Annotated in this window: 16 protein-coding genes; 11 read left to right on the top strand and 5 right to left on the bottom strand. The window is 40.7% G+C overall.

Going from position 1 to position 22,745, the window contains the following annotated elements:
• Positions 1 to 131: 131 nt before the first annotated feature.
• Positions 132 to 1,514: an MFS transporter gene (locus tag Q4567_RS05905; RefSeq protein WP_216049494.1), complete on the bottom strand. Its 1,383-nt coding sequence runs from the start codon at positions 1,512 to 1,514 to the stop codon at positions 132 to 134.
• A 496-nt stretch (positions 1,515 to 2,010) separates the two neighbouring features.
• On the opposite strand from Q4567_RS05905, the gene Q4567_RS05900 reads away from it, so the two are divergent.
• The gene (locus Q4567_RS05900) at positions 2,011 to 3,057 is read left to right on the top strand and encodes a LacI family DNA-binding transcriptional regulator (protein ID WP_303499708.1); all 1,047 of its coding nucleotides are present in this window, start codon (positions 2,011 to 2,013) and stop codon (positions 3,055 to 3,057) included.
• An 89-nt stretch (positions 3,058 to 3,146) separates the two neighbouring features.
• Here the strand turns inward: Q4567_RS05900 and Q4567_RS05895 are convergent, their stop codons facing one another.
• Entirely contained in the window at positions 3,147 to 5,075 is a 1,929-nt protein-coding gene (locus tag Q4567_RS05895; protein ID WP_303499706.1) for an amylosucrase, read from the bottom strand.
• Between the two features lie 351 nt (positions 5,076 to 5,426).
• Between Q4567_RS05895 and Q4567_RS05890 the strand changes: the two genes are divergently transcribed.
• The 6 genes from Q4567_RS05890 (at position 5,427) to Q4567_RS05865 (ending at position 12,541) form a co-directional block, all read left to right on the top strand.
• On the top strand, positions 5,427 to 6,308 hold the full coding sequence (locus Q4567_RS05890; RefSeq protein WP_216049497.1) for an ROK family protein: 882 nt from the start codon (positions 5,427 to 5,429) through the stop codon (positions 6,306 to 6,308).
• A gap of 115 nt (positions 6,309 to 6,423) precedes the next feature.
• A complete protein-coding gene (locus Q4567_RS05885; protein WP_303499705.1) occupies positions 6,424 to 7,140 on the top strand; it encodes an ABC transporter ATP-binding protein in 717 nt (238 codons plus the stop codon).
• Complete coding sequence (locus Q4567_RS05880; RefSeq protein WP_303499704.1) at positions 7,137 to 8,381, top strand: ABC transporter permease; 1,245 nt, start codon at positions 7,137 to 7,139, stop codon at positions 8,379 to 8,381. Before Q4567_RS05885 ends, Q4567_RS05880 begins: the two co-directional genes overlap by 4 nt.
• Positions 8,378 to 9,157, top strand: a complete 780-nt coding sequence (gene moeB, locus Q4567_RS05875; protein ID WP_303499702.1) for a molybdopterin-synthase adenylyltransferase MoeB — start codon at positions 8,378 to 8,380, stop codon at positions 9,155 to 9,157. The genes Q4567_RS05880 and moeB overlap by 4 nt, the downstream gene beginning before the upstream one ends.
• Positions 9,158 to 9,237: 80 nt before the next feature.
• Positions 9,238 to 10,989: a DUF885 family protein gene (locus Q4567_RS05870; RefSeq protein WP_303499700.1), complete on the top strand. Its 1,752-nt coding sequence runs from the start codon at positions 9,238 to 9,240 to the stop codon at positions 10,987 to 10,989.
• 22 nt (positions 10,990 to 11,011) lie between these two features.
• Positions 11,012 to 12,541, top strand: a complete 1,530-nt coding sequence (locus tag Q4567_RS05865) for a carboxylesterase/lipase family protein (protein ID WP_303499699.1) — start codon at positions 11,012 to 11,014, stop codon at positions 12,539 to 12,541.
• Between the two features lie 11 nt (positions 12,542 to 12,552).
• Here the strand turns inward: Q4567_RS05865 and Q4567_RS05860 are convergent, their stop codons facing one another.
• Positions 12,553 to 13,092: a nicotinate-nicotinamide nucleotide adenylyltransferase gene (locus Q4567_RS05860; protein WP_303499698.1), complete on the bottom strand. Its 540-nt coding sequence runs from the start codon at positions 13,090 to 13,092 to the stop codon at positions 12,553 to 12,555.
• Between the two features lie 185 nt (positions 13,093 to 13,277).
• Between Q4567_RS05860 and Q4567_RS05855 the strand changes: the two genes are divergently transcribed.
• Entirely contained in the window at positions 13,278 to 13,931 is a 654-nt protein-coding gene (locus Q4567_RS05855; RefSeq protein WP_216049504.1) for an isochorismatase family protein, read from the top strand.
• The gene (gene pncB, locus Q4567_RS05850) at positions 13,931 to 15,160 is read left to right on the top strand and encodes a nicotinate phosphoribosyltransferase (RefSeq protein WP_216049505.1); all 1,230 of its coding nucleotides are present in this window, start codon (positions 13,931 to 13,933) and stop codon (positions 15,158 to 15,160) included. Before Q4567_RS05855 ends, pncB begins: the two co-directional genes overlap by 1 nt.
• A 60-nt stretch (positions 15,161 to 15,220) precedes the next feature.
• Here pncB and Q4567_RS05845 read toward each other — a convergent pair whose 3' ends face one another.
• On the bottom strand, positions 15,221 to 16,531 hold the full coding sequence (locus tag Q4567_RS05845) for a M20/M25/M40 family metallo-hydrolase (protein WP_303499697.1): 1,311 nt from the start codon (positions 16,529 to 16,531) through the stop codon (positions 15,221 to 15,223).
• Positions 16,532 to 16,756: 225 nt separating this feature from the next.
• Between Q4567_RS05845 and gnd the strand changes: the two genes are divergently transcribed.
• A complete protein-coding gene (gnd, locus tag Q4567_RS05840; RefSeq protein ID WP_303499695.1) occupies positions 16,757 to 18,223 on the top strand; it encodes a decarboxylating NADP(+)-dependent phosphogluconate dehydrogenase in 1,467 nt (488 codons plus the stop codon).
• Positions 18,224 to 18,277: 54 nt separating this feature from the next.
• On the opposite strand, the gene Q4567_RS05835 is transcribed toward gnd, so the two are convergent.
• The gene (locus tag Q4567_RS05835; RefSeq protein ID WP_303499694.1) at positions 18,278 to 19,294 is read right to left on the bottom strand and encodes a GDSL-type esterase/lipase family protein; all 1,017 of its coding nucleotides are present in this window, start codon (positions 19,292 to 19,294) and stop codon (positions 18,278 to 18,280) included.
• A gap of 743 nt (positions 19,295 to 20,037) precedes the next feature.
• Between Q4567_RS05835 and Q4567_RS05830 the strand changes: the two genes are divergently transcribed.
• The gene (locus Q4567_RS05830) at positions 20,038 to 22,683 is read left to right on the top strand and encodes a TonB-dependent siderophore receptor (protein WP_303499692.1); all 2,646 of its coding nucleotides are present in this window, start codon (positions 20,038 to 20,040) and stop codon (positions 22,681 to 22,683) included.
• The last annotated feature ends 62 nt before the right edge of the window (positions 22,684 to 22,745 follow it).

Raw genomic sequence — 22,745 nt, 5'->3', positions numbered from 1 at the left:
AAAGGTTATAAAAATGAGAGTGTGTGTGAGGGTAAGCTAATGTTTATCCCTCACATTCGTAAGCAAATCATTTAAATTCTATCGCAAATTATGCAATTGTGAATCGTACTTATCTGTAGCTTATAGGTTTGCTATCGCTCGGTCATTGTTCTGGCTGTAGCTTCAGATTCGAATACTTCATCAGTCCCCATGTCCATTGATTGATCTTTCAAGCGCGTTGCAAAATAAGCTGCAATCAACATACAAATACCACACAATACCAGCGCATTGCGCGGATCACTTTGTAACAATGAGTCATAAAAAAGGCCCACAGTGAACATGCTGAATATTTGCGGTAAACAGATAAAGGCATTAACTAGTCCCATGTAAACACCGATTTGTTTAGCTGGAACAGAATCTGTGACAATAATGAAAGGCATGGTCATGATGCCTGCCCATCCCATCCCTACCAATACCATTGCTGCATAAATTAAATATAAGTTGGTGGTAAAAAGCATTGAGACAAAACCGATTCCCGCCAATCCTAACAACAACGCATAAGTATTTTTCTTACCTAACTTGTGCACAATGGATGGGACTAAGAATGACATACACAAAGTGGTAATGTTCATTACGGTTAATGCAACACCGCCTCTGGCGACACCTTCTGCAAAAAGTTCAGATTCAGGGCCTGGCGCATTGAAGCTATGGCGTGCAATAGACAATCCAAGATATTGCCACATTAAGGGTAAGCCATACCAAGAAAAGAATTTAACCCACCATAGATTTTTAACTTCTTTAGGCATTGTTTTGACTGCGCTGACAATATCCTTAACAGCGCTGAGCATGACATTCTTATTTTTACGTTCGGCTAAAATTTGCTGTAGATTTTCAGGAGGATCTTCTTTAGTGGTGATGGCTGTCCAGGTCATAGTGGTAAGCATGGCAATTACACCAATTACAAAAGAATATTTCACCACATCAGGAATTGAATTGACTGCGCCTTCTTCAGAGATACCTGAAACCCCAACCGCCAGCATTATCAATGGCATTAATCCGGCAAGTATTTGACCGGCCGCCACCATAAATGTCTGAACCGCATAACCTACAGTACGCTGGGGAGTGTTGAGTTTATCTCCCACCAGGGCACGATAGGGCTCCATAGCTGTATTCATACCTGCATCTAAAATCCAAAACAAGCCAACCGCCATCCAGAGATAGGGCACGTAAGGCATGAACATAACCGCAATACTGCCTACCAATGCGCCGATTAAAAAGAACGGCTTACGTCGACCAAAACGTGTCCAAGTACCATCACTTAGCGCGCCGATTAACGGTTGAATTAGCAATCCGGTAATTGGCCCAGCTAACCATAATATAGGTAATTCCGATTCCACAGCGCCGTGATATCGAAAAATAGGGCTTAAATTGGCCTGCTGTAAACCAAAACCATATTGAATGCCTAAGAACCCGAAGCTCATGTTCCATATTTGCCAAAAGGACAAGGTTGGTTTTTGTTTACTGTATTGCGACATAAGGTTCTCTTTCGATTCTAAAAACAACCGCAAATTAGCGGTTGATTGATGCTTGTTAATGTTTTGTTAGTTTAATCTTAATGGTTTAAGAGTTTGAATTCCAGCATTTATTAACTGGAAATTTACAAGTGAATAGGGTTAAACCCGGCACTTTCTAATCTAATTCCGACGATTTAGCGGCTGTTATCGAGCAAACCGTTCTTCTTTGGTTAGATTTAGCGGTCGATTTTTCACTAACTTAATGGTTAAGTTAGTGAAACTAATTGTATATTGAACATAGGTAAAGAGATGATTGCGCTCAATTTAAAGATTTAATTGTTTTTCTTTTGAATAAAAACAATTGAAAAAATGGATTAAAGTAGCTTTAATCTGAATAACCTTTAAGATTGTTAAGGATTTATTAAGATACTTCTTAAATTTAAGATATCGATTAAGAAGCTGTCTAATTAAACGTTGTCGATAATTTGGTGTGGGTCGTTTGCAAGGGGAAAGTTAAGTGGGAAGAGCAAAAAAGTTGAATCTTAAGCAAGTTGCTGAGGCGTTGGGCGTATCAACCGCGACTGTCTCCAATGCATTTAACCGACCAGATCAATTATCAGCAAAATTGCGCGAGCGCATTCTACTTGAAGCCGCTGATTTGGGCTACCATGGCCCCAATTTAGCCGCTCGTACTTTGCGTCGAGGCGAATCAGACGTGATAGGTGTAATGCTGCTCGATTCACTTAAATACAGTCTGTCAGATCCCGTGGCCAATCAACTCTTGCAGGGGATTGCGGAAGTCTTAGTGGAACGCAATAAACATATGTTGCTGCTATCTAGTCATGCTGATGCGGATCAACAGCGAGGGGCTGAATCTTTACCTGATGGTTTCATTTTGTATGGTGCTATCGATCCACGTTCTTTTGAGTTTATTTTAAAAACAGGTAAACCTGTGGTGGTTGTCGATTCTGAATATAAAGAGACGGCATCTGTTAATATCGACAACCAAAATGGCGCATTCACAATTGCTGAATATGCTATTCGAGATGAAAACGAGCGAGTCGCTATTTTAGGACTTCGTTTAATTGATACTGACAGAGTATGTCGCCTCACCGAGGCCGATCTAAATGAAGACTCACAAGAAGTATCCCATGCCAGATTAGCCGGTTACCGAAAAGCAGCAGAGAAAATAAACTGCCATATTGCAGCGGCTTCAATGTGGCATATTCCTATTAATGATGCTGAGTTGGCAGAAATTGCTGCCCGTGAAGCGTTAACGATGAACCCACGTCCGACGGTATTGTTGTGTATGAGTGATATTATCGCTTTGGCTGCAATTCGTGTTGCTAGGGAATTGAATATTAAGGTGCCAGACGAGCTCAGTATCACGGGGTTTGATGATATCCCTGAGTCTGCTAGATCAGAACCTGCATTAACCACAGTGTGTCAACAGAGTATCGAAAAAGGCCGAGTGGCGGCTACTTTGCTATTGGATGGCAAAACCAATGAAAATGTGGTGTTAGAAACCAAATTGGTGGTCAGAGACAGCTGCAAACTGAGCTAACTTAGCATATAAATTGGCTCGGCAAGGTAGTTTGCCGAGCAACTGTTAATTATTTACTAGTGACAATTCCTAGTACAACAAAAAGACTGCTATTTGGCGGTCAACCACATCACTTGATAGCCTGCGAGTTGAATGCCATTTTGAGCATGGCTTAAGGTGTTTTTAGAAATATGATCTTGATATTTACTGCCGTCAAGCTGCTGTAAAATTTCTGAGTCGATTAGCTGCGGATGCTCACTGAAATTGTTAATAGCTAGCAAAACCTCGCCTTCATCAGAGTATCGTGTGTAAGCAAACACATGTGGGTTTTGATTGTCTAATATTTGAGTATTTGCATCCCCTAATACCGGTAAGTTTTTGCGTAATGCAATTAAATTTTGCAGTTCTTTGGATACTGTATAAGACGTTGACTTAGGATTTTGCGCGTCGTTTATTGCCTGCTCAGTAAGTGCAATACGGTTGACCCATCGTGCATCATGCAATTTACTCTCATCAAGGCGATAACTGTAATCATTTAATAAGCCAATTTCATCCCCTGAGTAAAGCAATGGAATACCACCAATTGACAAGATAACTGCATTGATTAATTGAATTCGGGCAAGCGCATTTTGAATCAGTTCCTGATCGTTGAGTTCGATACCTTGCTCTAAACCTGCCAATGATGCCATTGAACCACAGACTCTGCAGTCTCCGGTGCTTGGGTTCTCGCCAAATGCGACTCCTTTGGCGAAACTACCGTCGAATCGTCCGGTGTAAAATTGGTTTAAAAATTGTCTATGATTGTGACCATCAATTCCTAAATGTTCAGCCACTTTGTCATCAAAAGTCCAACCAATATCATCATGACAGCGCACATAATTCACCCAACTACATTTGGGTGAAATACTGAAACTCTTTTGCATTGACTGGGTCAGTAAATTGGTCTTGCGCGTGGCAAGGCTATTCCACAATAACGCCATTAACAAAGGATTATAAGACAACTGACATTCTTCAGGATCAATGTACTTGAGCACTTCGTCTGGGTGCACAATTGCTTCAGATTTAAACACCACCGCTGGCGCTGATATTTGCAAACAGCTATTGAAAGCTTGAATTAATTTGTGTGCTTTATCTTGATTTTCACAGGTTGTGCCCATTTCTTTCCAAATGAAGGCGAGGGCATCTAAACGCAATGCTTCGCAACCTAAGTTGGCAAGAAATAACATTTCTGAGGTTATCCCATTAAAAACCGCAGGATTGGAGTAATTTAGATCCCATTGGAAATTATTGAAAGTAGTCCATACCCATTTCTGCGCATCTTCATTCCAGGTGTAGTTACCGCGTCGAACCTGAGGAAAGATCTCTCGTAAATTATGTTCGTACTGGTCGGGAATTGTGCGGTCATCGAACATATAATAAAAATCTTGGAATTCAGGATCACCTTGTTTCGCCGCCAACGCCCATTTGTGTTCATCTGACGTATGGTTAAACACAAAATCCAATACTAAGCTTATACCTTCTTTATTCAAGGCTTTTGCCAGTGCGATTAAATCTTTAGTGGTGCCTAACTTCTGATTAACTTTGCGATAATCGGATACAGCGTAGCCACCATCACTATCGCCTTTTGGAGAATCATATAGCGGCATCAAGTGAAGGTAGGTTATCCCTAATGATTTTAGATAGGGTATTTTTGCTTGTAAATCTTGAAGGTCTTGAGCAAATAAGTCTACGTAGCACGCCATGCCAAGCATATTTTCATTTTTATACCACAATGGATCTGCAAGACGTTGTTTGTCTTTTTGTTTTAACGCCCTAGAGCGTTCGCCAAAGCCTTTCGCAAGGCAAACTATAAGCTCTTGAAGATAATAGAAAACATCATAACGATGGCCGTAAATTTCTAGAAAAAGCGTAAATAATTTGGGAAAGTGATTGTGCAATCGTTGCTCAAATAATTGTTGGTCAGCTTTGCTCATCGAAGTCAGATCAATACTGTCTAAGATTCGTTTTAACGAGCGTTTACTCTCAATTTCTAGGTTCATAAATTACCCTGATAAGATATCTTTCTAATTCGATTAAGATTTATTTTATTTATGATACAGCGTGATAAAAGCATTATCAATAACAAATAAATAACATTTGTTAAGAATTTAATGGATTTAACTTAAACGTTACAGTAAGGTTGCTTAAATTGCGTTTGTGAACTAACTAAACAGTTATTTGCAAAGGTCTGATACGAAAATCAAGCTAGGGCTTAAATTAACCCGATAGCTTAATCATAGAGTCATAATTTAAGTGGCGCTGTAGCGGGATTAGGTCGTAAGTCAGACGTTAACATTTACTGGTTTAGCTAGGTTTTAACAACATGAGTTAATAAAATTGAGATTTAGAAAATGAATACATATTTTGCAGCGATAGAAGGTGGCGGTACTAAATTCAACTGTGCAATTATCGATAAAGAACGGAAAGTTTTGGCCAGTAGACGCATCGATACTCGCACTCCGGAATACACTATTGGCGAAACGATTACATTCTTTAAACAGCAACAAGAAGCAGGTTATCACTTTAGCCAGCTCGGCTTGGCCAGTTTTGGTCCGATAGATCTTCAACCTCAATCGAAGACTTATGGATATATTACTAAAACCCCAAAACCGTCATGGTCGAACACGCCAATAGTCGGGCAACTGCAAAGCGCTTTAAACTGTAACGTGGTTATTGACACTGATGTGAATGCCGCGGCGCTTGCTGAATGTAAATGGGGTGCGGCAAAACATACATCTGTTTCTGTCTACGTGACCGTTGGCACTGGTGTTGGTGTCGGTATTGTTATCAACGGAGAAACCTTAAAAGGTTTGGTGCATCCTGAGTTGGGCCATATGCTAATTCCTGCGCCAGAGGGAATTAAAGGTGTCTGTCCTTTTCATGGGAATTGTGTTGAAGGGCTGGCTTCAGGCAAGGCGATGAGTGATATTTGGGGCACGCCTGCGGAAACTTTGGCTGATGATCACCGAGCCTGGGACGTGCAAGGGCAAGTGTTGGCAAAGTTAGCCCACAACCTTACGATTAGTTACAGTCCAGAACGAATTATTTTTGGTGGTGGCGTAATGGCCAAACCAGGTTTATTAGATAGAGTGATTAAATACACTGAAGAATCTTTAAGTGGATATGTGGTTTTTCCTAAAGAAATCGATTTACAGCATATTATTCAACGTCCAGGATTAGGTGAGTTTTCGGGGTTATTCGGTGCTTTAGCGCTTGTGATCGATAAGGGATAGTGGCGGAACTGGATTAAATTGAAAAATGTGAACACTTTCAACAAATAAGCATTTGTTTCTATCCGGCTGTCGAGATAAAGTTAACGCTGTGTTTTTCCGATTGTAAAAAGGTGTTATGACAAATACTCCGACAGCCATCGAATTCGAAAACGTCTCTTTTGGTTATCCCAATCAAACGACTAGATTTAAAATCGACTCGCCAAAGAATGCAATTGATATAAAAAAGTGGCATGTGGGCCAAGGACGTTCGGTGTTTATCTCTGGGGAGTCCGGCTCGGGGAAGAGTACGTTATTGAATCTGATCTGTGGCACCTTGGTCCCAACTAGTGGCAAAATATCGATCTTAGGGCAAACTTTTTCTGAATTATCGGAAAGAAAGCGGGACCGTTTCCGCGCGTTGCATATTGGGGTGGTATTTCAACAATTTAACCTCATTCCGTATTTAACGGTGAAGCAAAATATTGAGGTCGCCGCTTATTTTGGCAAGGGCCGAAAGTTTGCTCCAACTTCAAGTATTATAAATCTTTGTAGTCAGTTGAATTTAGCCACTGAATTACTGCAAAAACCCGCCAATCAACTTAGTGTTGGGCAACAACAACGGGTGGCCATTGCTCGAGCTTTGATCAACCAGCCTGAACTGTTAGTTGTCGACGAACCCACCTCCGCCCTAGATACGTCAGCGCGAGATGGTTTCATCAAATTATTATTAGCATGTGCTAAGCAGTATCGGTTTACTTTGCTGTTTGTAAGCCATGATCTTAGTTTAGCAAACTACTTCGATCAGCATTTAAAACTAGCAGAGATTAACCATGCTCAAGAGGTGGTTGAATGATAATTAGTATTGCTGCACGTAGCCTAAAACATCGCTTACCAGCAGTATTACTGACTATGCTATCGATTATTGTTAGCGTGTCTTTATTGCTCAGCGTGGAACATTTAAGAGTGCAGGCGAAAGCCAGTTTTGGTCGCACTATCTCTGGTGTTGATTTAATTGTCGGTGCACCAACGGGACAGTCAAATTTATTGTTATATTCGGTGTTTCGTATTGGCAGCCCAACCAATAGTGTTTCCTGGGATAGTTATCAATCTTTATCGAAACTATCTAGTGTGAAGTGGATTATTCCAGTGGCTTTAGGTGACTCCCATCGAGGGTATAGGGTGTTGGGCACTAATAATCAATATTTTAAGCATTTTCAGTACGGCAATAAACAGCCTTTAGTCATCAATAGCGGAACATCATTTGAGTCAACATTTGATGCTGTCATTGGTTCAGAAGTTGCTCGTAAACTCAATTATAAATTAGGCGATGAAATCGCGATGTCCCATGGCTTAGCTGACGTGAGTTTCAGCAAGCATGTACACTCGCCATTTACTATCACGGGTATACTCGCACCAACAGGTACGCCGGTTGATAGAACTATCCACGTCAGCATGAGTGGCCTAGAAGTTGCGCATATGAGTGAAGCAAAAATAGATGAAATACAGCATAAAATCGAATCAGGACAACCAGTTAATATAGCTGTAGATAGCGTGACAGCAATGTTCATTGGCCTCAATTCGAAGATGCAAATTTTTCAATTGCAACGTTCAATCAATACCTATAAACAAGAACCTATGTTAGCGATCATTCCCGGCGTGGCCTTTGCTGAGTTATGGCAATTAGTCGGTAGTGTCGAAAGTCTCTTGTTGTTTATTTCGGTGCTTATTTTGTTTTCATCGTTACTTGGACTTGCCACTATGTTGCTCACCACTGTGCGCGAACGACGTCAAGAAATGGCTGTGTTGCGGGCGATAGGTGCCCATTCGTGGGTGGTGTTTTTGCTGATCCAAATTGAAGCATTATTACTGAGTTTATGTGCAAGTTTGATTGCATTAGTGGTTGTTTGGGGTGGTTTTCAATATGGCGCGTCCTGGCTAAGCGCCGAGTACGGTCTATTTATTGAAAATACTATTTTAGGCACCCGTTCTCTAGTCATTATTGGGATTGTCTGTGCGGCTACCTTTGTGATTGCAAGTATTCCCGCTTTGAGCGCTTATCGTCAGTCGATTCAACAGGGAATTCAAGGCAGATGAGTGATACAAAAGAACCCGCTCAATTAACTCACTCACAAGCAATGCGCTATAGCCGGCATATCATGTTGTCCGGATTTGACTTGGAAAAACAAGAGTTACTATTATCCAAAAAAGTGCTGTTAATAGGAGTGGGAGGTTTAGGTTGTGCCGCAGCTCAATATATAGTGGCAAGTGGTGTGGCAGGGATTACCTTAGTTGATGATGACATTGTCAATGAATCTAATTTGCAAAGACAGATACTGCATAATGAATCCAATATTGGCGAGAACAAGTGCACATCTGCAAAACGCAAATTAGCGATGTTAAATAGCAGTACAAATATTACTGTAATTGAACGCCGTTTAGATACTTCAGCATTAGATAAGATAATAAAAAATCATCATATTGTAGTGGATTGCTGTGATAATTTAGCGACTCGAAATCAATTGAATTTGGCCTGTTTAAAAGCAAATAAACCGCTAGTTTCAGGTGCGGCTATTCGCATGGAAGGGCAAATATTTAGTATGCAACCGGCCAAACAAAGTGCCTGTTACGGATGTTTGAGCAGACATTTTGGAGAGCAGCAATTAAGTTGCAGCGAGGCAGGGGTATTGTCTCCTCTGGTGGGCGTTATTGGTGCCATGCAGGCATTAGAAACACTCAAGATATTAGTCGATTTCGGACAAACATTAAGCAATAAACTGATGTTATTTGACGCTATGTCTATGCAATGGCAAACACTTAATCTAAATAGAAGTGCTAAGTGCCAGACTTGCTCTGTATTTGATTTAAAATAATTAAAATCGTGAACAAACTGAATGCTACCGTTAGCGTTTTAAAAGACCTTTTCACTGTTTGCTGAATAATAGGAGTTAGCATGTCAGTACCAATTTCTTATCAAGGCATTTTTTTCTTAATCACAATGACTTGTGTCTCTGTGTTCGCTCACGCTGCCAAAACAGATAACACCGAGCTTTTTCAACAATTACTGGATGATCATTGGCAACATGAAAATCAGGAAAAAGTGTTTTTTAGAAACGATCCTGATGCGTTTAGAACGAATGGCAAATTACCCGATATGTCTGAAAAAGGACGGCAAAGAAGAGAAAAGTTTAATCAAACCTTGATTCAACGTTTAGCCAGAATTGATGTATCGCAATTGTCAGAAAATAATCAGGTAACTTACAAGTTATTTTCTTATGAAAGACAAGCCGAAGCCAAAACCTATCAGCAACTAGATCGCTATTTTCCATTAAATTATTATGCTGGGTATCACAGCTATTTCGCTGGCGCACCAGCAAATATGTCATTTTTAAGCGCTGAAGACTATGATAATTATTTGCTTAGTTTGGCCGACTTTCCTCGTTATAATCAAACGTTTTTAAGTGATTTGTCTGAGGCCGTCAACAAAGGTTATGTGCATTACTGCGAAACCTTTAAAAACTATGATAAATCTATCAGCAAACATATTGTAAACAATGTTGAAGACAGTGTTTTTTGGGCTCCATTTGCGACTCTTCCTGCGCGTATTTCTGCTCAAGAAAAACACAAATACCAGCAACAAGCTAAACGCCTGATCATGCAAACTGTCATCCCCGAGTACCAAAAGTTCTATGATTTTTTCACTCAACAATACATGCCTAATTGTCGCAAAACTGCGGGTATTAGCAGCGTTGATAACGGTGCTCAATACTATAAATATCTAATCGAGTACTACACCACAACAGATTTAAGCGCTGAAGAAATCCATCAAATTGGCTTAGAAGAAGTGGCCCGGATCAGATCTGAAATGCAAAGCATCATTGCAAAAGTAGGCTTTGAAGGCAGTTTCAGTGAATTTATACATTACTTGCGAACAGACGAGAAATTCTACACTGATACAGCACTGGACATGGTAGAAAAAGCCAGCTACATCACACGTAAGATGGCGGGCCAATTACCGAAGTGGTTTAGTGTGTTACCGCGCACTACATTCGACATTAAATCCAGTCCCAACGGCGGAGCCTATTATGTTTCCTCTGATGGCAGTGGCACTACATCTGGTACATACTTTCTAGATACCAAAGATTTAAAAAGCCAACCTCTTTACACTTTAGAGGCGCTGACATTCCACGAAGCAGAACCCGGTCATCATTTCCAAAGCTCCATTGCACAAGAAATTGATATGGCCAATTTTAGAAAAAAACTTTATCACTCCGCATATGGTGAAGGTTGGGGACTGTATTCTGAGCGCTTGGGTAAGGAAATGGGCTTTTATCAAGACCCAATCAGTGACTTTGGTCGACTAACCTTCGAAGCGTGGCGCGCATGTCGCTTAGTGGTCGATACCGGTATCCATGCCAAAGGCTGGACTCGCCAGCAAGCTATCGATTATTTGGCAAAAAATACAGCGCTGAGTATGAACGAAGTGATTGGCCAAATTGACCGCTATATTAGTTGGCCAGGACAGGCGTTATCTTACAAAATTGGTGAGCTAAAAATTATGCAGTTACGGCAATATGCTCAGACCGAATTGGGCGAACAATTCGATGTGCGTAAATTTCATGATCAAATTCTTAAAAACGGCAGTTTACCCCTCGATTTGCTAGAAGAGTTGACGAAAGACTGGGTTGCCCAACAGAAAATTTAATGGTTTAAATTAGGATGTTAAATTGAATAATTTGGAACGCTTTAAAATAGCTTATTTAAAGGCAGTAAGCATATTAATGTTGCTCGTATGCACCTTTAATGGGTACGCTCAGGATACTTTGGTAAAACAAATACCACAGGGTTTTGTTACCGGGATTAAGCAAGATCAGAGTATCCAATTCAAAGGCATTCCTTATGCAAAGGCGCCGGTTGATGCGCTGCGTTGGCGACCTCCTGTAGCGCCTGAAAGTTTTGCGGGCCCCCTTGTTGCTGATCAATTTGGGCCAGCTTGTCCGCAACGAAATGGCAATTTAATCCAAAGCGAAAACTGTCTAACCCTGAATATTTTCACCCCAGAAACCCCAACCAATTTGAGTGAAACATCTTTACCTGTTCTGGTCTGGATTCACGGCGGAGGTTATGTTGCTGGTTCGGGGAATATTAAGCCTGATAGTCATAAAAACTGGACCGATAATGGGATTATATTGGTCACCTTTAATTATAGGTTAGGGGCGCTGGGAATATTTGCTCCAAGTGCCTTGGACTTGCCTGATGGAAATAACTTCAGCGTGATGGATATGGTCGCTGCGCTGAAGTGGGTTAAAACCAATATTGGTGCATTTGGTGGCGATCCCAATCGAGTTACTATTGCGGGCGGCTCCGCTGGCGGCATGGCGATTCAAATGCTTATGGTCAATCAGGAAAGTCGCGGATTATTCCAAGGGGCTATAGCGCAAAGTGGATACGGCGCTTGGCCACTTCCTAGAGTGTCATCTGTTATTGAACTAGCTGGCAGTCCTGATGCACAAACAATTTCCGATAAAATTGCAATGCGCGCGTTAAATGCAGCGCAAGATAGTATAAATTCAGCGTCACTCTATGCACTGCCGGCTGATAAATTAGTTTCTGCAATTGATGGCTTTCATGTCCCCATTGTCGATGGAAAAACATTGCCAGAAGAGCCTGCGATAATGTTTATGCAAGGCAAACAACATGATGTTCCCTATATCAGTGGTGGGAATAGTTTTGATGGTAGCGTGTATCCTTATTCTGGCGTCCCAGCAGAGCACTTATTGTCATTGATGGGGAATCAAAAGGCACAGGCGGAAAAAGTTTATGAATTAACAACGCCTTCTATTCAAGCGCTGCCTTATCAGCATTTGTTTGGTGATTTGAGGTATGTGATAGCCGCGAAAATCACCTCACAAAGCATGAATCGAATAGGGCAAGCTGGTTATAGATATTTTTTTGATTATGTGAGTGATGCGCAGCAATACCCCAATGGTGCGAATCACGCTGCGGAGACATACTTCTTATTTAGGCCAGACAATGTGCCTGTATTAAACAAAATGCGTCAATACTGGTACAACTTTATAAAATCTCACAACCCGAACGGAGATGATCTGCCTGCATGGCCTAATTTAACGGATAAAAACTCACAATGGTTAAAAATCTCCGATAAGATTTCCGCCACATCACAGGTGCGAGAAGATAAACTCAAGGTTCTTGAAAAAGTATTTCTGCAGCGCACTCGCGGGGTGATTAAGCAATAAACAAAGCACTATTAAACTTGTTCGGTTAAATACAACCCGTGTTCATTGATATATTGAGCGACCTCTTTGGGGACTTGCTTATCAATGTCTTGGTGGTTTATGAGATTGTTACGCACCGCAGTTGAGCGTATAGCTACACGTTCAGGTACTACCAATATTTCCCACTTATCTGAAACTTCTTGGGATTTATAAAACTTGTGCCAATTTATTTGATTATCAGGTCCCATGACGAATGTGAGTTTTGCATCAGGAAAGTATTCTGCTTGCAAGTAGGTTAATAAATCAAAGGTGTAAATTGGGTTGGTACCATCACTTAGTTGATCTTCAACCGGGAATACTTCAATCTTAGGTTCATTAAGTTGTTGTGCGAATAGGTGTAACATTGCCACTCTGTGTTCATAAGAGAGCATTTTTTTTGAGAAAGCATGAGCATATGAGGGAATTAATAATATGCTGTCGAATGTCGGTTGTTGTGAAGCGATGTATTCTACTGCGTCTTGATGCCCTAAAGTGGGAGGGTTAAATGCCGCACCAAAAATCGCTATGTTCATATGTAGGGTTCCAGTAAAAACAATTGTTATGACGAATTAGAGTAAGGGTTAACGCCTTACTATTGAGCCATAACTTTGGCGAAAAGTGTAGTAAAAACCATTAAAAATTATAATCATAAAACTCAAAATGTTGTGTAAATGTATACAGCGTAAATGCGGTATTAAATTTCAGGAAAAAGGTGTTAATGAAATCTAAAATAGCGTCAATTAATGTGGATCCACAAAAAGGTTTTACACCTCTTTGCCCAGATGAACTGCCAGTCAATGAGGGCGATCAAATTGTTCCTGAACTCCTTGCTCAAAATGCATTAGCAGATTTAATAATTGGCTCCAGTGATGCACATTGTGAACAGGCTTTGTTCCGAGTCGACAAAGATGAAGAGCAATTTAAACCGCTTGATCACGCCAATACTGATTGCACTTTCAAAATGCATTGTCGTCCTGGAACCAAAGGATTTGAGCTTTTGGATGGCTTACCAACGGCCACTGAATACGATTTTTTTGTTTGGAAAGGTGTGGCACCAGACTTACATCCGTATGGCGCTTGTTATCATGACCTCGCGGAAAAATTATCAACGGGGATCATTGAATATTTAGTGTTTAATAATGTCGATACTGTGATTGTTGGTGGCTTAGCGACAGATTATTGTGTCGCCACCACGGCCTTACAATTGCAAGCTTCCCAGCGTTTTGATGTTGTCCTCAATTTAGCTGCGTGTCGTGGTATTACTCCGCAAGGGGTCACTGAGAAAATAGAGTTAATGCAAAGCCAAGGGATCACTATTTTGCAAAATAGTCATGAGCTAAAAAAATGGTTAGCTAATCGGAGTGCTGGTTAGTGAAGTTTTCGAAAGCGTCAGTTAAGCGCAATTCTTTATTTCGGAAAAACCTCAATTTTTCCACCTTAGATAATGACTATTATAAAATGAATATGTGGCAGTGCTTTATGCATCAATATCCCTATATTGAAGAAGCCGAATATCGTTTTTTTATGCGCAGTGATGTGGACTTGAGACCTTACAAAGCTGAAATCCAGCAAGAGTTGCAAAAACTGGACGGCCTTAAATTTACAGATGATCAAATTCGCTGGTTGGAAAAGACACCTTGGTATACCAAAGATTTCATAGAATGGGCGCGAATGTGGTCCTTTCAGAGTCGATTTTTGTACATTACCGAAGAAAATGAGCAATTGTCGATAAGTGCCCGTGGCCCACTAATGCATATTCATAATTTTGAAATGCCAGTTTTATCGACGGTCGCTGAAGTGTATAACCGCCGTAATTATCCGAATAAGTCATATCAAGATGTGCGAAAACCTTTATTTAAAAAAATTGATTGGTTAAAAGAGCAACACCAGAAACATGACCTCAGCGGCTTAACCTTAGCTGATTTTGGGACTCGCCGTAGATTTAGCTATGAAACTCAATTAACCGTAGTTGATATGCTAAACAAGCAATTGCCTGAATTTTTTATTGGCACTTCTAACATGCACATTGCTAAAGAGTTAGGGGTTAATCCCATAGGTACTATGGCACATGAAATATTTATGCTATCGCAACAGGTAGGCGTGCAATTAGCACACTCCCAAAAGCATACGTTAGAATGCTGGGTGAAAGAGTTTCGCGGACAACTAGGTTACGCCCTAACTGATATTATTGGTATGGACGCATTTGTCCGAGATTTTGATTTGTATTTTGCAAAGTTGTTCGAGGGATTGCGACAAGACTCAGGCTGTCCTTTTGAATTCGGTGAAAAAGCGATAAAAATGTATTCAGATCTGAAACTCGATCCGAAAACAAAAACGGTAATTTTCAGTGATGCCCTGAACTTTGAAAAAATGGTCGAGCTATTTCTGCATTTTCGCGGACGCATTCGCACATCTTTTGGTATAGGGACCTTTTTATCAAATGATGTGGACGGGGTTGAACCTCTAAATATGGTGATGAAGCTGGTTAAAGTAAATGGTAAACCTGTCGCAAAAATATCTGACACCGCAGGCAAAAACTTGTGTGATGATGAGAATTTTGTGCGCTATCTAAAAGACGTTTATAACGTTACTTGGGCTTAAAAAAACATTTATGTGAAAAAAAGCCTGAACTCACGGTATTCAGGCTTTTTTGTTATATAGTTAATCTGTAGGATATTGTTGGCTAATCCGATAAATCAACAACGCCGCCTTGTGCATATTCTTCGCGAAGCTCGTCATATCAGCAATCTCGCCTTTTGTATGACCGCCGGTTCCCATTAAACCTAAACCATCAAGGGCCATGTCTACGTGCTCTGCGGCGAATGAAATATCAGCGGCCCCTGCGTTACGCGGGTTGACGGCTGCCACTTTACCGTAACCGAGGGATTCACTGATATCACTATACCATTGCAACAATTGATAATTCTGCTGAGTTGGAGCCATAGGTGGATAGCCTTCACCAATCACTAGCGTGGCGCTGGTATGCAGTAAGTTTTGTTTTACAATCTTATGCATAGTGGTTTTTGCGGTATTCAACTCATCTTGAGTCAATGCTCTTATTCCACCTTTTACTATTAGATGCTGAGCTACTACGTTATTTTTACCAAATGTTGTGCCACTGGCAGTTTCATCTTCGAAGTTTACTTCGGTACCGCCTAAGATAACCCCTGGATTGAAGGTTAAATCACCAAGGTTGGCTAACTCCTGACGAAATGTATCTAGGATACGAGCACCTTCAAAAATAGCGCCAAAGCCCACCTTTTGGCTAAATATTTGCGAGGAATGGGCTGGCCGTCCGGTTACATCTAGTTGCCAATCAACCGAACCTCTACGGGCAACCACTGCGGTTTCTATATTGCCATCACCATCTTCGAACCCAAGAGCGATATCTGCCCATTTGGCAGCGTTGATAATTGCCGCTTTTGAGGCGGATAAGGGTTTACCGCTGCGTTCTTCATCGCCAGTCATGACAATCTGAATACTTACATCATCAAGCAGTCCTAGGTGTTTAAGGGCGCGCATCACTTCAATAATAATAACGTCTCCGCCTTTCATATCTGTGACACCAGGGCCTGAAGCTTTATTGTCAGCTAAAGCTTGGTAGGTTTGAAATGCATCTGTCTTAGCAAATACCGTATCTAGGTGACCGATCATTAGAATTTTCGGACCTTTTGTTCCATAGCGTGCAATCAAATGTCCAGCTCGTCCAAATTCAGCACCGTCTTGCCACTGGGTTTCAAATCCGAGTTGTTCTAATTCATTTTTAAATAACATTCCAACTTTTTTAACACCGCTAAAGTTCATGGTGCCGCTATTGATGTTAACCGACTCAATTAACAGGGCTTGCGCTTGTGGAAGTTGTTGATTTAATGTGTCAACGATTTTAGATTCGATTTGTGGCTGAGTCTGGGCCGCGTTTATCGCCAATGAAATTAGCATTAAAGAACAGATAAAAGAGATTCGAAACTTCATAATAATCCATAGGGTTTGATTTATTTAACAGGATAAAATTTGCGTCTTATAAAGTCTAGTTATAAGAAAAAAGAGTAAATCCGTTTATTTTTACTATCTGATTAAGTATCGAGCTATAAATATTCCCCATATTCCTGTAAATTACGCGCACTTTTTGTCATCATGTAACGTCAATGCCACTTATCATCCGCTGTGGATTGACCACCAAATTCAACGAGGAATCATATGAAAACACTTTCTGACATAGCCGTAGTAGGCTTAGCCGTAATGGGCGAAAACCTAATTTTAAATATGGCCAGTAAAGGGTTTACGGTCACGGCTTATAACCGCTCGTATAGCAAAGTGGAAAATTTTCTCGCGACCCGAGCGAAAGATAAAACGATTCGTGGTGCCGACTCTATTGAGTCACTAGTTGCATCATTGAGTTCGCCTCGCAAGATTATGCTAATGGTTAAATCTGGTCAGCCAGTAGATGATTTTATACAACAGCTCATTCCACATTTGGATAAAGGTGACATTATCATTGATGGTGGAAACAGCCAGTTTGAAGATTCTAATCGTCGTACCGCTATGTTAACGGACAAAGGTTTGTTGTATGTAGGGACGGGCGTGTCAGGTGGAGAAGAAGGCGCGTTGCTTGGTCCTTCAATTATGCCCGGTGGAAATCCTGAAGCATGGCCTCATGTGAAACCTATTTTTCAAGCTATTTCAGCGAAAGTTAAAGACGAAAATGGCGAGCTATCAATTCCATGTTGTGATTGGGTTGGTGAAGGTGGAGCGGGTCACTTTGTAAAAATGGTACATAACGGCATTGAATATGGTGATATGCAAATCATTTGCGAGGGCTTCATTTTAATGCAAGATTTGTTGGGAATGAGTACCGACGAAATGCAAGCTGTCTTTAAACAGTGGAATGAAACTGAATTATCAAGTTACCTGACAGAAATCACCGCTGATATTTTAGGTTACAAAGAAAATGGTGAAGCGCTGGTTAATAGTATTTTGGATACCGCAGGGCAAAAGGGAACGGGTAAATGGACCGGTATTACGGCCTTGCACTTAGGTGTTCCTCTAACCCTAATAGGTGAAGCTGTTTTTGCTCGTTGTCTCTCTGCAATAAAAGATCAACGAGTACAGGCTGCTAAGACCATATCTGGACCAAAAGCAGAATTTACCGGCGATAAGGTGGCTTTCCTTGAAAGCTTACGCCAAGCATTGCTTGCTTCAAAAATAGTCTCTTATGCACAAGGTTTTGCGGTACTGCAAGAGGCAGCCAAAGAATATAAATGGAATCTCGATTATGGCAGTATTGCGATGATGTGGCGTGAAGGATGTATTATTCGTTCAGTATTTTTGGATAACATTAAAGCCGCTTACGATAATAACCCTAATTTGGATAATTTATTGCTAGATGATTATTTCAATCAAGTGGTTGCCAAGGCTCAACAAGGCTGGCGTGAAGTGGTTGCAACTTCAGCAATGCAAGGTGTGGCAGTGCCTTGTTTGTCGTCTGCACTGAGCTATTTTGACGGATATCGTACGGAAAACTTACCTGCTAATCTGTTGCAGGCCCAACGCGACTATTTCGGTGCGCACACTTATGAGCGTAAAGATAAACCTCGCGGAGAATTTTTCCATACAAATTGGACTGGTAGAGGCGGTGATACTGCTTCCACTACTTACGATGTATAATTGGTAATATCGCGACAAAAGGCTGCATATTGCAGCCTTTTTTGCAGGCGTATATTAATTTTCCGGCCATCTTAATGATTGCTGTATTAACGGCATAAAATGCCTCGCTAACTGAGTGTGTTGGGCTAGGGTTGGGTGAGGATCAAAATTGTCTCCTTTACAATTAATACAGGCTAAATAATCCAGTTGTGGCTCCTTTAGCTCATCCACAAGATCTTTTAAAGATTGGATTAAGATTCGTTTTTTGACTTCATTTTCAGAGGTGTCGCATAACATGGGTCCTTCTGAAATCATGATTTGAACATCAGGATATAAATTCAATAAGTGTTTTACACCAAGGGCATAAGTTCGTTTAAAAATACTCAGGTCAGGCGTATTGGTATAAAAATCATTTGTCCCCAAACAAATGAAAATGCCGTCTGGTATGTAGGCATCAACTGGCCACTTTTGGGTATAGGGAGGCACGGGTATTGTCAGTGGAAAAATCTCTGGTAATTGGGCTTCACTCGCTAGCATGTTTGAACCTTGGATTAGTCCTCGGCCACCAAACCCAATAAGATGCACTTGAGCTTTGAGTAAACGTCCTAATTGCATACCAAAAGATTGATAAGCATTGGCCAATTGAGGTCCTTTTTTCGCATTAGGATGTCGCTCCATTAATGCGCCTGTCACAATAGAATCACCTATGAATATCAACTTTCTATCAGGAAGTTGGGGCGGTTCAATAAGTTCACCATCTTGTATGAGTAATGAGATTAAATTAATAACCCCGTGCCAAGACTCCCCCCGATTAAGCAATTCAATTTTGACATTTTGTTTATGTTTTGCCGAAAATATGCGGAACGTTCTAGGTGTTTTCGCAATAACAAGCTGTTTGCTAAGCGTGTTATTGATGATCACATCTATTCTGCCTTTACCAACGGCACATTTAGCGACTAATTCGACATTTTTAGCCTGCACATTGAATGAAATGCTTACACCTGGATAACTAAACGCGATTCCTTCATCTAACCTCAGGATTCTACCCATAACTGTTATTTTTGCGTTATTACAATCGATGATATTTTTCATTTGCAGACTAAATTCAGTTAGTTATGCGATATTTGACACTAATTATAAGGTAGATGGTATGACGAATTACACAGTAAAGAGTAAACTATCACTGAATTGTTTTGTTGGGTTACACAATCAGTAACACTCTCTAGTTGGAATTCAATAGATTCCATCCAGAACTGGGTTACTTTCCCGATTGTGACTTGTGAAACGCTTCTCCCCAATTTTCCAGAAAATCTGGACATTTTATGCCCCGCTTTTTGCGGGGCTTTTTTTATTTCTGGCTTATCAATCTGGCACTTGCTGATATTTTAATCAATTTTCGGCGAGCTGAATTTTTCGTTTTAACTTTTTCGGTAATTTTTTTTCGATTTTTACAAAACAAAATTTCGATTATAAATTTCAAATTTATCTTGAAAATTAAGATTTCAAATGTGAAAAAGCAATATAAAACAACTGGTTAAATCTATGCAAACGATTGTTATTGATGTTTGGGGATATAAATTGACCCGATTAAGTGTTGGTTTGTAATAAGTAACTTACTATTTTGTAACGTTTTTTTAGCAAAACAGGTTGATAAATTAGGCATATCCAACTATAAATAAAACTGTGATTAGGCTATAAAAATTCTTATACATCAAAAAATAGCTTATCCAACATGACGATTTCAGTATCGGTGCGCCAATAAGGACTTAACTGAATCGCATGATTACGTCGAACAATGGACGGAAAAACCAAACACTTAATTATGGGAACAACACATGAAGAATAACTTTTCTAAACTCTCTATGGGGATCAAAATGGGATTGTCAGCAACAGCTGCATTGTCTTTGACAATGACCACACCGCTGATGGCTCAAGAGTCCACAGACAAAAATGCAAACGTTGAAAAAATAGCGGTGGTTGGTAGCCGCGCGGCACCACGTTCTGTTGGTGATTCTCCAGTACCAATTGATATTATTGGTTCTGATGAGCTAACAAAAGCCGGTAATACCGACATGCTAGAAATACTCAAAGGTACTGTACCTTCACTTAACGTTCACACTAACCCAATTAGTGATGCCGCTACTTTGGTTCGTCCTGCAAATTTACGAGGGTTATCAGCAGACAGTACCTTAGTTCTGTTAAACGGGAAACGCCGCCATCGTTCATCCGTTATTGCGTTTTTAGGCGGTGGCATTAACGATGGTGCACAAGGCCCTGATATTTCAGTTATCCCAAGTATTGCTTTGAAACAGGTCGAAGTGTTAAGAGATGGTGCTGCGGCACAATATGGTTCTGATGCAATTGCCGGTGTAATGAACTTTGTGCTCAAAGATGATTCAGAAGGTGGTTCATTGGTTGTTCGCCACGGTGAATATTATGAAGGTGATGGCACTACAACAGAAATTTCTGGTAACGTAGGTATGCCATTTACTGATGATGGTTTTGCAAACTTAAGCTTTCAGTACAAAAATGCAGATGCAACCAGTCGCAGTGTACAACGCCCAGATGCCGCAGCGTTTGCTGATGCTGGTTTGACCGTTGAAGATCCTGCACAAATATGGGGTTCGCCTGAAATAAACGACGACATTACTATCTTTGGTAACGTCGGTTTAGATTTAGGTAATGATAAAGAATTTTACATGTTTGGTAACTATTCCGAACGGGATGTTAGAGGGGGCTTCTACTACCGTAACCCTACAACGCGTCCAGGTGTATACGGTGGTATAGTACGTAATGTCGATGGCACACCTTCTTACCGTCCAGGTGATGATGATCCGACTGGTCAAGCTGCTTGGGATGCTGCACCAGCAACGGTTCTAGTAGGTTCTCTAGATGGTTTAGAGCAACAATTGAATTGTCCGGTAGTTGAAATCGGTGATAATGGTCTTCCTGATCAAACGGCACTAGATTCATTAACAGCTGCCAATTGTTTCTCCTTCAATCAAATGATCCCCGAAGGTTTTACACCAAACTTTGGTGGCAATATAACTGATACCTCTTTAACAATTGGTACTAAAGGTGAGTTTAAAGAAGGTTTTGCTGAAGGGATTTTATACGATATCAGTGGTGCTGTTGGTCGAAATGAATCGCAGTTTTTCATTTACAATACGGTGAATGCTTCCCTTGGTCCTGATACTCCTCGTGATTTCTCACCGGGTAAATACATTCAACTAGAAAAAACATTTAACTTCGATTTGGTTAAATTGATTGACGCCGATTTATATGACGACATTAACCTTGCCGGTGGTCTTGAATGGCGTGAAGAATCTTTTGAAGTGATTGCAGGTGATGAAGCTTCTTTTGTTGCTGGCGATCTTTTCTCGCAAGGGTTCAGCGTAGGTTCTAATGGTTTCCCTGGATTTAAACCTTCCGATCAAGGGGTCTCAACTCGTCGCAGTGCCGCCTTGTATGTTGATGCAGAAGTGCCCTTCACAGAAGCTTTCTTAATGGGTTACGCTTTACGTTACGAAGATTATGATACCTTTGGTTCAACGACCAATTACAAGATTTCAGCACAGTTTCATGCCACAGATGATCTCTCATTCCGTGGTTCTGTGAGCACAGGTTTCCGTGCTCCTACTGTTGGTCAAGCAAACGTAAGTAACGTGCAAACTAACTTAGACAGCGGTGTTTTAGTTGATTCAGCGTTGCTGCCGCCTACTAATCCAATATCTGTGCAACTAGGTGGTACTGAGCTAGAGCCTGAAGAGTCACAAAGCTATACCTTTGGTATGATTTATCAAGTGGGTAGCGTGTTCGTTACAGTTGATTATTACAACATTCAAGTTGAAGACCGTATTAGTCAATCTGATAAAATCAATCTTACTGATGAAGATAAAGAAATTCTTAAAGATGCAGGTGTACAAAACGTCGATGGTTTGGCACAGGTTAGCTTCTTTACCAACGACTTTGATACAACCACTCAAGGGATTGATGTTGTAGCCAATTACACTACCAGCCTGTTTGATGGAAGTTCTACTTTCGCCTTGGCGTATAATTGGAATGAAACCGAAGTTGATAGATATTCTGATATTACCGGTGAATTCAAAGTTAAGCGTATTGAAGAAGATCTACCTAACCACAGAGCTACGCTGACATGGTCACAAAGTTGGGATAGCTTCAGCATGTTTACACGTTTGAATTACTATGGTGAATATCAAGGTGTGCATGTAGATTATGATGCAACGGCAATTACTGCTGATTCAGCCGTTACGGTTGATTTTGAAGCGAGTTATTTCGTGAATGATGCAATTACTCTATCTGCTGGTGCGCAAAACTTGTTTGATCAGGATGCTGAAAAAATCAATATTCCTGCTGACCAAGGCATTGCGAATAACACATGGGGTGGCGTTTATTACGAAACTTCTCCTATGGGATTCAATGGTGGTTTTTATTACTTAAAAGCAACCTACAACTTCTAATCTAAGCGGAAGTATGAAAGCCTTGTCAGTAGACAAGGCTTTTTTTTTGAGAAGTGCGATAG

It is taken from the genome of Aliiglaciecola sp. 2_MG-2023, assembly GCF_030548145.1.
GTDB lineage: Bacteria > Pseudomonadota > Gammaproteobacteria > Enterobacterales > Alteromonadaceae > Aliiglaciecola > Aliiglaciecola lipolytica_A.
Note: the sequence above shows the minus strand (reverse complement) of the source record. Positions and strands in the feature narration are given on the sequence as shown.

Excerpts from the sequence above, each read along its gene's own strand:
- Q4567_RS05860 (WP_303499698.1), bottom strand. The coding sequence starts at position 13,092 with ATGAACATAGCGATTTTTGGTGCGGCATTTAACCCTCCCACTTTAGGG.
- Q4567_RS05880 (WP_303499704.1), top strand. The coding sequence starts at position 7,137 with ATGATAATTAGTATTGCTGCACGTAGCCTAAAACATCGCTTACCAGCA.
- Q4567_RS05830 (WP_303499692.1), top strand. The coding sequence starts at position 20,038 with ATGAAGAATAACTTTTCTAAACTCTCTATGGGGATCAAAATGGGATTG.
- moeB (WP_303499702.1), top strand. The coding sequence starts at position 8,378 with ATGAGTGATACAAAAGAACCCGCTCAATTAACTCACTCACAAGCAATG.
- Q4567_RS05895 (WP_303499706.1), bottom strand. The coding sequence starts at position 5,075 with ATGAACCTAGAAATTGAGAGTAAACGCTCGTTAAAACGAATCTTAGAC.
- gnd (WP_303499695.1), top strand. The coding sequence starts at position 16,757 with ATGAAAACACTTTCTGACATAGCCGTAGTAGGCTTAGCCGTAATGGGC.
- Q4567_RS05885 (WP_303499705.1), top strand. The coding sequence starts at position 6,424 with ATGACAAATACTCCGACAGCCATCGAATTCGAAAACGTCTCTTTTGGT.
- Q4567_RS05905 (WP_216049494.1), bottom strand. The coding sequence starts at position 1,514 with ATGTCGCAATACAGTAAACAAAAACCAACCTTGTCCTTTTGGCAAATA.
- Q4567_RS05855 (WP_216049504.1), top strand. The coding sequence starts at position 13,278 with ATGAAATCTAAAATAGCGTCAATTAATGTGGATCCACAAAAAGGTTTT.
- Q4567_RS05890 (WP_216049497.1), top strand. The coding sequence starts at position 5,427 with ATGAATACATATTTTGCAGCGATAGAAGGTGGCGGTACTAAATTCAAC.
- Q4567_RS05835 (WP_303499694.1), bottom strand. The coding sequence starts at position 19,294 with ATGAAAAATATCATCGATTGTAATAACGCAAAAATAACAGTTATGGGT.
- Q4567_RS05870 (WP_303499700.1), top strand. The coding sequence starts at position 9,238 with ATGTCAGTACCAATTTCTTATCAAGGCATTTTTTTCTTAATCACAATG.
- Q4567_RS05845 (WP_303499697.1), bottom strand. The coding sequence starts at position 16,531 with ATGAAGTTTCGAATCTCTTTTATCTGTTCTTTAATGCTAATTTCATTG.